The following is an 8,911-nucleotide window of genomic DNA, read 5'->3' as shown; positions in this document are numbered from 1 at the left end:
AACAAGATAGCGACTATTTTCCAACTAGTAACCAGACAAGTGAAAGGAAACGCCATGACCACCGCAACCCAGAGCGACCTGGACAGGATCACCGGGGACTTCACGATCGACCCGTCCCACACCCGCATCGGCTTTCAGGCCCGGCACGCAATGGTGACCAAGGTCCGCGGCCACTTCGGCGACATCGAGGGCTCGTTCCACCTGGACCCGGCCCACCCCGAGAACTCCTCGGCCAACGTCACCATCCAGGCCAAGAGCATCGACACCGGCAACGCCGACCGCGACGCCCACCTCCGCTCCAACGACTTCTTCGCCATGGACGAGTTCCCCGAGATCAAGTTCGTCTCCACCTCGGCCGAGCCGACCGGCGACAACAGCTTCAACCTTACGGGCGACCTCACGATCCGTGGAGTCACCAGGCCGGTGACCATCCCCTTCGAGTACAACGGTGTCGAGACCGACCCCTGGGGCAACACCCGGGTCGGCTTCGAGGGTGCTACCGAGGTCAACCGCAAGGACTGGGGCGTCAACTGGAACGCAGCCCTGGACTCGGGAGGCGTGCTCGTGAGCGACAAGGTCAAGCTCGAGTTCGACGTATCGGCCACCAAAACCGCATAAGGCAAGGATTCATTCGACAGGGGCCGGCATCCGCCGGTCCCTGTTTTATTTCCGGCCGGCCGTCTCCCGCCGGTCCTGCGCAGCGGCCGGGGCGACGAGCCACTCGTCCGCCCACTCGGTCATGGCATCGACAACCCGGGCCAGCGCCCTCCCCTTTTCGGTTAGGTGGTACTCGATCCGGACCGGCGTGTCGTTGAAGACCTTCCTGACCAGGATCCCTTCGCTCTCCAGGTCCTTGAGGCGCTTGGACAGCACCCGGTCGGTTATCCCGTTGATGTAGTCGCGGATCTCACTGAACCGGGTGGCCCCGGCCAGCATCGCCCGGACCACTGCCCCCGCCCACCGGCTGCCGATGATCTCCGCGGCGCGGTTGTAGGTGGGGCACTGCGGTGCGAGATCGCCTGAGCCAGCCACTTTTTCCTCCGGGTAAGTTCCTATTTAAAGGATAGCTCTTCCGGCGAAGTAGTGGCTGCAGGTCGTTCTAGGTCGCGGCAGCCGAGGCCTGGGCCTGCAGGTGCAGCGAGCTAATCTGAGGGACCACCAGCACCGGCACCACCGACCGCTTGAGCAGGTGGTCGGCGACGCTTCCCACGAACCAGCGTCCGAGGCCGTTGTGGTGGCCGATGAGGATCACGTCGGCGCCCCAGTCGGAGGCTTCGGCGAGGATCTCGTCCGGAGGGTGGCCGAACCGCTGCTTGGCGCTTACCTTCGCACCGACGGTTTCTAGGATGCGCAGGGTGATCTGGTGGTCCTCGCCTTCGGTGTCGCGGCCGGCGGGAAGCTGGGGTCCAAGGGTGCCCCACTGCCCGTCGCCCTGGAAGTCGTAGGAACGCACCGTCAGCACCCTGACGCGGGACCCGGCCGGCAGCATCCTCTTCAGGAACTCTGCCGACTCAAAAGAGGGATTGCCTGCCTCGATCGCAAGCAGCGCCCGAAGGCCGGTTTCTGCGAGCCCGGCAGACGGCGCCGGCGGAAGCTGCTCCTCCGGCGGCGGTTGCACGGTGCGCTTGGCGACACTCATCAGCTTCATCCATCCTCCTTAACCGAGAAGAACCGGGCAGGGCTTCTTTGTACGCTTCTCCAGGCGTCCTGGAACCTGCCATATGGACCCCATTTCGGGGTCCATATGGACCTGTTACGCGTCCAAGCCGGTGATCTCGCGGACCTCCCGCAGCACCGCGTCGATCGAGATGGCGAAGCCAAGGCTTCCGGCGCCGTCGACCGTTGCGGTGTTGATTCCGATGACCTCTCCGGCCGAGTTGACGAGCGCCCCGCCGGAGTTGCCCGGGTTGATCGGGGCGTCGGTCTGGAGAAGGCCGCTCAGGGACTCGTCTCGGGACACGTCGATTTCCCGGTCGAGGGCGCTGATCACCCCTGCGGTCACGGTTCCGTCGAGGCCGTACGGGCTGCCAACGGCCACCGCAACGTCACCGACGTGGATGCTGCCGTCGGTCCCCAGGGTGGCCGCAGGGAGACCGGACTTGTTCACCTTGAGGACCGCAATGTCGCTCTCCCCGAGGCCGACCAGGGTGGCGGGGACCCGGTCACCGTTCGACATCGTCACCTGGAAGGCGGTCCCGCCCTCCACCACGTGCTTGTTCGTGATGATCAGGCCGTCGGCGCTGTAGATGACTCCCGAGCCGGTGCCCCGGCGGGTCCCGAAGCGGGATCGCTGGGTGGTGTCGACCTGGACTACGCTTGGGATCACCTTTGCCGCAACGTCTGCCACGCCGGTCAGCCCCGGCGCTCCCGAGGAGACGGTCCGGGCGATTGAGGGCGCCGGGGTGTCGGCGCCGGGGTCGACAAGCGTGAGGGTCGCCCCGACGCCGAGCACGGCACCGATCAGCGCAGAGATCAGGGGAATGACCACCAGCCTCAGGCTGCCCGACCGGAGGTGGCGGTCGGGAGCAACTACAGGCGAAGAAGCGGGAAGGATGTCCGGCTTCGGGGTACTCCAGGGAGGCGGTGCCGAGCCCCTCGAGTGGGGCCTCCCAAGGTCATAAGGCTCCATCGATGGCTGCCCTCCTGAACAAACTGGTCTGATTGTGTCAGCCAAAGGTAGGGGCGCAATCTGAGCGACCCCTAGGACCACGCTGAGCAAACACTGAGAAATCGCCGGGCGCCTTATCTAGACTGGCCGATATGCGCCTGCTCCTGGGAAGCGGAGGTTTCCGCACCCCCGAACGACTTGCCCTGCTCACCGAACAGATGCAGTCGTTCTTCGGCGAGGTGGGTGAGGTCCTCTTCGTCCCCTACGCACTAAAAGACCACGACCGCTACCTCGAGGTAATGACCGAGCGGCGGCTGGATGCCGGGCTGGCACTGAGGGGCATTCACCGGGAGCCCGACCCGGTTGCGGCCGTGCACCAGGCCCGGGCGATCTACATCGGCGGCGGCAACACCTTCCGGCTGGTGAACGCCCTCTACGAGCTGAACCTGCTCGGCCCCATCAGGGCCCGGGTCCTCGACGGACTCCCCTACATGGGGGTAAGCGCCGGAACCAACGTCGCTTGCCCGACGATGATGACCACCAACGACATGCCGATAGTCCGGCCCCCGAGCTTCAGAACGCTCGGCCTGGTGCCGTTCCAGGTCAACGCCCACTACTTCTCCGGGGACACTTACCTACGCAGCGGCGACTCGTACACCCGGCACTTCGGCGAGACCCGGGACGACCGGCTCCGCGAGTTCCACGAGATGAACGACACGCCCGTGATAGGCCTGCGGGAGGGCGGCCTTATCCGGGTGGAGGACGACGTCTACACCCTGGTTGGCGCGCCGGCCCGCCTGTTCTTCAAGGGCGAACCGCCGGTCGACGTCGAGCCCGGGGGTGCGCTTTGGACGCCGGCCGGGAAGCTTCATTAGAATTCAAATAACTTTGTTGGGATTAATGTCCCCCGCGCGGCGCTGCGACGGTGTTCGGACCCCTGTAAGCAAGTTCCTCAATGCTGTGAGGTGAATACTTGAACCTGAAAACCTCCGTGAACCACTCCAAGAAGAGCTCCCTCAAAAGGTGCCCTTCGTGCGAAACGCCGGCCAGCGCCGTCTCCCTTTACTGCGGGTCCTGCGGCTGCGACCTGTCACCGCAGAGCGAGTACTCCTGGCACGAAGACCGCCTCGGCCTCTGGCCCGTCGGCTCCTTCAGCTGGGAAGCAAGCTAAATCCGGGTCCCGAACCCGGCAAATACTTCCCTAACACCTCGAAGTTTCCGGGCGCGCCCCATCGGTGGGCAATAATGATCCGGTGCGAATCTCCGCAAAGGTCGACTACGCAGTTAAGGCAATGGCTCAGCTTGCCGCGGACGAAACCGGTCTTCCGGTCAAAGCCGACCTGATCTCGCGCTCCCAGACCATTCCCCTCAAGTTCCTGCTGGGCATCCTGAACGAGCTGAAGCGAGCCCGGCTGGTGCGCAGCCACCGGGGACTGGAGGGCGGGTACGAACTGGCGCTGCCGGCCGACCAGATCACGATTGCCGACGTGATCCGGGCCATCGACGGCCCCCTGGCGACCGTCCGGGACACCAGCTTCAAAGACCTGGTCTACGAGGGGCCCGCCGAGGGAATGCTGGTGATCTGGATGGCGGTCCGGGCGAGCCTCAGATCGGTTCTGGAGCATGTGACGCTTGCCGACCTGGCCTCGGGCAACCTACCTCCCGATATCAAGGAGCTGGCTGCGAACTACGGTGCCGATGAACGTTTCGCCCTGAAATATCAGTAGCTGGGCGGCTCCATCTTCGGGTCGTCGCCGGTCCGGGTCTGGCACAACGGACACTTGTTCTTGGACTTGGACTCGTACCAGCGCTCCTCCGAAGGCTTGATCTCGCCCTCGTACCCGCACACTGGGGCGTTGTTGCGGGGGGACAGGGCGTGCTCCACGAGATCGGCGTCGCCGACCTTCCAGAACGAGGGGACCCCGGCCATGGTCGGCGGAAGCTGGCGGCCCAACATGTAGTCGGTCATGGGCCCATCGTACTCTCGTGAGCGTCGGTGTCCATTCCGAATAAACTAGGGGTCGACCGGCGCCGGCATCGAAAAGCAGCACCCCGGTCAGTCCGGAAACCCTGGCCTGTGCCCGGGAAAAAGGGCCTCTAGCTCATCGGGTAGAGCATCGGACTTTTAATCCGAGTGTGCGGGGTTCGAGACCCCGGGGGCCCACAAAACCCGCCCCTCACACCGCCCTTCCAATTTGGTTTGACTTCGAAACATCCAATTCGCGAGGCTTCTCGTTCGCGAAAACACGGCGATGGGCAACTCAACGGATTTCTTGGGGAGGAGTTGGGTCCGAATGTCGCACAAGACACAGGACGACGAGCGCGTAAAGCACTCTTCGCATCGAGCCGGCACGAACGTTCTCGAGCCGCGAAAGGAGTCCGAACCTACTCCCCTCGGCGGGCTGCATGGGATTCAGAAAACCAACGGGGCCGCTCCGGAGGTTCTCAGCCGGCAGATCAGGTACCTCCAGCGAACCGCAGGCAACGGCGCCGTGCAGAGCCTGATCGGGACCCGTGAGGGCTCACCCCCCGCGATCCGTCTTCAGCGGCTTGCCTACGACAAGCCGGTACGGGCGCGCGAGCTGCAAACAGTATTCAAGGTGCCCGGAAAAAGCACCTTCATTTTAACCGCCCGCGACGGGTCGAAGCTCGTCGCGAAGTTCGAGCCCGGCAGTGAAACGCAAGAGCAGAAGAAGGCGCGGCTTCTGGCGACGAATCTCATGGCCAAACAACTTCTGCCCAACGTACCGAGTTTCCAGTTCCTCACTCAGGATGACCTCACGGCGCTAACGCAAGTACCGGCTAATTGGGGCGCAGATGCAGTGAGCCTCGCCGGCATCGCAACCGCTGCAATGCCCGGGGGCCAGTTCGCCGGCCTCAAGCTGGAGTTTCTGCCCGTTGGCGACAGTCTCGAAGACATGATCAACAAGGCGGTGCCGGGTAACGCACCGGGCCCGGGGCCCGGCAGGCCGGCTCCGCCACCGCCCGGTGGGGCGCCGGCCGCAGTAGGACCGGCGCCGGCACGTCCGGTACTGCCGCCTCGCGTGCAGACGGAGGCGATGCTGTTGCTTCAAAACAACCCGTTGATTTGGGTGGACTTCGGGCGCATGGCTGCCTTCGATTTGTTCGTCGGCAACGTGGACAGGTTCCATACCGTGACTCCTACCGTCAACGTACAGAACCTCGACTTCACGGGCGGAGCCAACCCCTCCGCGGTTGCGCTGGACAACTTCAATCCGAGTTCGTCGATATTCGCAATGAAAAACGACGACCGGTCGTTCGGACGAAGTTTCCCGGAGCCCCTCAGGAAAGGCTCGGCGGTCAAGACCTATGCACAAGCGGTGGTGTCCTTTATCGCCGGCCAGGTTGGGATAGACGTCCAAAAAACCTACGAGGACTCCTTCGCTACCGGGTTCCACATGAGCCGCGATGCAATCAAGGCCAACAAGGGCTTATTGAAGGACGCGGTAACGAGGTCGACCAGGGCGCAGGAGCAGGAGAGAATTGACTACTACTCGTTCCTCCTGGAGCGAGTGAAACTGATTAAGTGAGGTGACCGCGCCCTCATCCGGTTATCTCCCTGTATCGCATGTACCGCTCCTGGTCCTCGGGTGACGGCTCCGTGACCTCCTCGAATTCGTCGTCGAACCAGCAGATGCCATCCCAATGGTTGCCGGAGCCATGAGACTCCAGGATGCACTCGCCCTCGTAATCGCCGTCCCACTTCGACCAGTACTTTCCGCAGGCTTCGGAGATCCTGTCCTCCCTTCTTCTTCGAGTGTGCGGCTCTAATGCGAGCCCCTACATCCCTACCCGCCACGGCCCTTGGCTAACGAAAACTGAGCGTTGTCTACGAGGCGTCCTGGCCCTGGTACATGAGCGACCCCGGGGTCGTCAGCAGCTCGCCCGTCTCCAGGTAGGTCTTCAGCCCGGAGAGGATCATCGGCCAGCCGCCGTACAGCTGGTTGTTGGCGCCCTCACGGAGCTGGTCGTGGGTGACGGTCAGCTGGCAGGAGTCCCCTACCGGCTCGATGTCCCACGTGACCCGGGAGAATCCCTCGGCCTTGACGTCCTCGCCCCAAAGGGCCCGCAGCGTGTGGACCAGCCGGCGGGGCGGGTCCACCTCCAGCACCTCACCCTCTCCCAGAAGGTTGTCCTCGGTCCCGGCGGCTTCGTGGACGTTGACGACCCGGGCGCCCACCTTCCACTCGGACTCCACCCGGGAGCCGAAGTTGTATTTGGCCCTGATCTCGGGGTCGGTGATGGCCTCCCAGAGGCGCTCGGGGGTGGTCTTGATGTAGATCTCGAATACCTTTTCCATCGTTCCCTCCAATCGGGTCTTGAGCTCGCTGAGGCCGGCGGCCCATGGTTCGGCGTACTTGCTCACCCACCGGTCGTGGACAAGCCGGATCGGTACCGGATTCAAGAAGTGGAGCTTCTCCCTCCCCTTCCGCCGGGTGACCACCAGCCCCGCCTCCTCGAGCAGCTTCAGGTGCTTCATGACCCCGAACCGGGTCATCGGAAGCCGCTGTTCGAGGCTCGTCAGGGACTGGCCGTCCTCCCGGAAGAGCTCGTCCAGCAGGCTCCGTCGGGTGGGGTCTGCGAGTGCCTTGAACACTTCATCCATAACCAGAAATATATGTGACTGTTTGGTCACATGTCAAGCTTAAATTCTCCATTGAAGGGGCTTGCGGACGGAATTACGATTGACGGGCTTCCCCGGCAAACGGCGACAAGGAGGGCTAATGCACAAGTGGCTGGAGACTCCCGAGGACGAAGGCGACGAGGGAGAAGGCCAGGACAGTTAGTCTCGCGGGCCGCCTGGCCGGTTCCTCACCGGACCGGCCAGGTGGTTCGAAGCTTCAGGCCACCCGGTCCGGCGGCGGGTCGCCGTTGAAGAAGGCCTTCAGGTTGGCGACCGCCCGCATCCCCATTGCCACGCGGGTCTCGGTGGTGGCGCTGCCCAGGTGCGGCAGCAAGACGACGTTCTCCATCGTGGCGAGCTCGGGACGGACCGCCGGCTCGCCGTCGTAGACATCAAGCCCGGCCCCGGCGATCGTTCCCGACTTCAGGGCGTCCACCAGGGCCGACTCGTCGACGACGTCTCCGCGGGCGCTGTTGATCAGGAACGCCCCCGGCTTCATCAACGCCAGGGTCTCGGCGTTCAAAAGGTGGCGGGTGTCCGGGGTCGACGGGCAGTGCAGCGAGACGAAGTCGCTCCGGGCCAGCAGCTGCTCCAGGGTGCACAGCTCGGCGTCAAGGTCTTCGATCTGATCTGCCGGGACCGGAGTGCGGTTGTAGTAGAGGATCTTCATGCCGAAGCCGTGGTGGGCCCGCCGGGCGACCGCCCGGCCGATGCGCCCGAGCCCGATGATCCCCAGCGTCTTGCCGGTGACCTTGGTCCCCAGCATGTGGGTCGGGCGCCAGCCGGTCCAGCTGCCCTCCCGCAGGTGGCGTTCGCCCTCCCCCGCCCGGCGGGCGGCCGAGAGCAGAAGGGTCATCGCCAGGTCGGCGGTGCAGTCGGTCAGGGCGCCGGGTGTGTTGGTGACGGCAATGCCGGCGGCCTTTGCGGCTTCGACGTCGATGTTGTTGTAGCCGACGCCGAAGTTGGCGACGATCCGGACGCGGCGGGGGCCGGCCCCCAACACCTCGGCAGAGATTTTGTCCGTGACGGTCGGAAGCAGTGCGTCTGCGGTGGCGACCGCCTCACGCAACTCCTCGGTGGTCAGAGCCCGGTCATCGGTGTTCAGCCGGGCGTCGAACAGCCTGCTCAGCTCGTCCTCGACCGGCTTCGGCAGGCGGCGGGTTACCACCACCCTGGGACGATCGTTCAACTAATGGTGCGCGGCGGGTGTCCGCTGGTAGTAGGCAGCCGCGGCCCCCACGCCGCTTCCGAAATCCACCTTCATTCCGGCGTCGGCCATGGCCATCTCGACCCCGCCCAGTGCACCCAGGACCATCAGATCGTTGAGGTCGCCCATGTGGCCGATGCGGAACAGCTTGCCGGCCATCCTGGTCAGCCCGGCGCCGAGCGCCAGGTTGTGCCGCCGGAAGGCGAGGTCGATGACCTTCGCCCCGTCGACGTCCTCCGGGACCATCACCGCGGTCACGGTGTCCGAGTTCCACTTCGGCTTGCGGGCGCAGAGCTCCAGGCCCCAGGCGTCGACCGCTGCCCGCACGCCCTCGGCGAGCCGCTTGTGGCGGGCGAAGACGTTGTCCATGCCCTCGTCGAGCAGCATGTCCAGCGACTCCCGAAGGCCGAACAACAGCGACAGAGCCGGCGTGTAGGGGAAGTAACCGCCC

Annotated in this window: 11 protein-coding genes and 1 tRNA gene; 5 read left to right on the top strand and 7 right to left on the bottom strand. The window is 64.6% G+C overall.

Annotation, left to right across the window (positions count from 1 at the left end):
• Nucleotides 1–54 precede the first annotated feature (54 nt).
• Nucleotides 55–618: a YceI family protein gene (locus VFV09_04970; GenBank protein ID HEU4867064.1), complete on the top strand. Its 564-nt coding sequence runs from the start codon at nucleotides 55–57 to the stop codon at nucleotides 616–618.
• 45 nt (nucleotides 619–663) lie between these two features.
• On the opposite strand, the gene VFV09_04965 is transcribed toward VFV09_04970, so the two are convergent.
• The 3 genes from VFV09_04965 to VFV09_04955 all read right to left on the bottom strand — a co-directional run bounded on the left by VFV09_04965 (nucleotide 664) and on the right by VFV09_04955 (nucleotide 2,629).
• Entirely contained in the window at nucleotides 664–1,032 is a 369-nt protein-coding gene (locus VFV09_04965; GenBank protein ID HEU4867063.1) for a helix-turn-helix domain-containing protein, read from the bottom strand.
• A gap of 67 nt (nucleotides 1,033–1,099) precedes the next feature.
• Complete coding sequence (locus VFV09_04960) at nucleotides 1,100–1,648, bottom strand: universal stress protein (protein HEU4867062.1); 549 nt, start codon at nucleotides 1,646–1,648, stop codon at nucleotides 1,100–1,102.
• Nucleotides 1,649–1,753: 105 nt separating this feature from the next.
• Nucleotides 1,754–2,629: a trypsin-like peptidase domain-containing protein gene (locus VFV09_04955; protein HEU4867061.1), complete on the bottom strand. Its 876-nt coding sequence runs from the start codon at nucleotides 2,627–2,629 to the stop codon at nucleotides 1,754–1,756.
• 131 nt (nucleotides 2,630–2,760) lie between these two features.
• On the opposite strand from VFV09_04955, the gene pepE reads away from it, so the two are divergent.
• Together pepE and VFV09_04945 are read left to right on the top strand one after the other, a co-directional pair.
• Entirely contained in the window at nucleotides 2,761–3,483 is a 723-nt protein-coding gene (gene pepE / locus VFV09_04950; GenBank protein HEU4867060.1) for a dipeptidase PepE, read from the top strand.
• 378 nt (nucleotides 3,484–3,861) lie between these two features.
• Entirely contained in the window at nucleotides 3,862–4,335 is a 474-nt protein-coding gene (locus VFV09_04945; protein ID HEU4867059.1) for an Rrf2 family transcriptional regulator, read from the top strand.
• Here VFV09_04945 and VFV09_04940 read toward each other — a convergent pair.
• Nucleotides 4,329–4,577, bottom strand: a complete 249-nt coding sequence (locus tag VFV09_04940) for a hypothetical protein (protein ID HEU4867058.1) — start codon at nucleotides 4,575–4,577, stop codon at nucleotides 4,329–4,331. The genes VFV09_04945 and VFV09_04940 overlap by 7 nt on opposite strands.
• 122 nt (nucleotides 4,578–4,699) lie before the next feature.
• Between VFV09_04940 and VFV09_04935 the strand changes: the two genes are divergently transcribed.
• Both VFV09_04935 and VFV09_04930 read left to right on the top strand, forming a co-directional pair.
• Nucleotides 4,700–4,772 (top strand) — tRNA-Lys (locus tag VFV09_04935).
• Nucleotides 4,773–5,100: 328 nt separating this feature from the next.
• Nucleotides 5,101–6,159, top strand: a complete 1,059-nt coding sequence (locus VFV09_04930; protein ID HEU4867057.1) for a hypothetical protein — start codon at nucleotides 5,101–5,103, stop codon at nucleotides 6,157–6,159.
• A gap of 299 nt (nucleotides 6,160–6,458) precedes the next feature.
• Here VFV09_04930 and VFV09_04925 read toward each other — a convergent pair whose 3' ends face one another.
• The 3 genes from VFV09_04925 to VFV09_04915 all read right to left on the bottom strand — a co-directional run.
• Nucleotides 6,459–7,235: a metalloregulator ArsR/SmtB family transcription factor gene (locus VFV09_04925; GenBank protein HEU4867056.1), complete on the bottom strand. Its 777-nt coding sequence runs from the start codon at nucleotides 7,233–7,235 to the stop codon at nucleotides 6,459–6,461.
• A gap of 235 nt (nucleotides 7,236–7,470) precedes the next feature.
• Nucleotides 7,471–8,442: a D-glycerate dehydrogenase gene (locus VFV09_04920; GenBank protein HEU4867055.1), complete on the bottom strand. Its 972-nt coding sequence runs from the start codon at nucleotides 8,440–8,442 to the stop codon at nucleotides 7,471–7,473.
• On the bottom strand, nucleotides 8,443–8,911 hold a 469-nt coding region (locus tag VFV09_04915), incomplete at its 5' end, for a serine--glyoxylate aminotransferase (GenBank protein HEU4867054.1). It lies immediately after the preceding gene.

It is taken from the genome of Actinomycetota bacterium, from assembly GCA_035759705.1.
Lineage (GTDB): Bacteria > Actinomycetota > CADDZG01 > JAHWKV01 > JAHWKV01 > JAJCYE01.
Note: the sequence above shows the minus strand (reverse complement) of the source record. Positions and strands in the feature narration are given on the sequence as shown.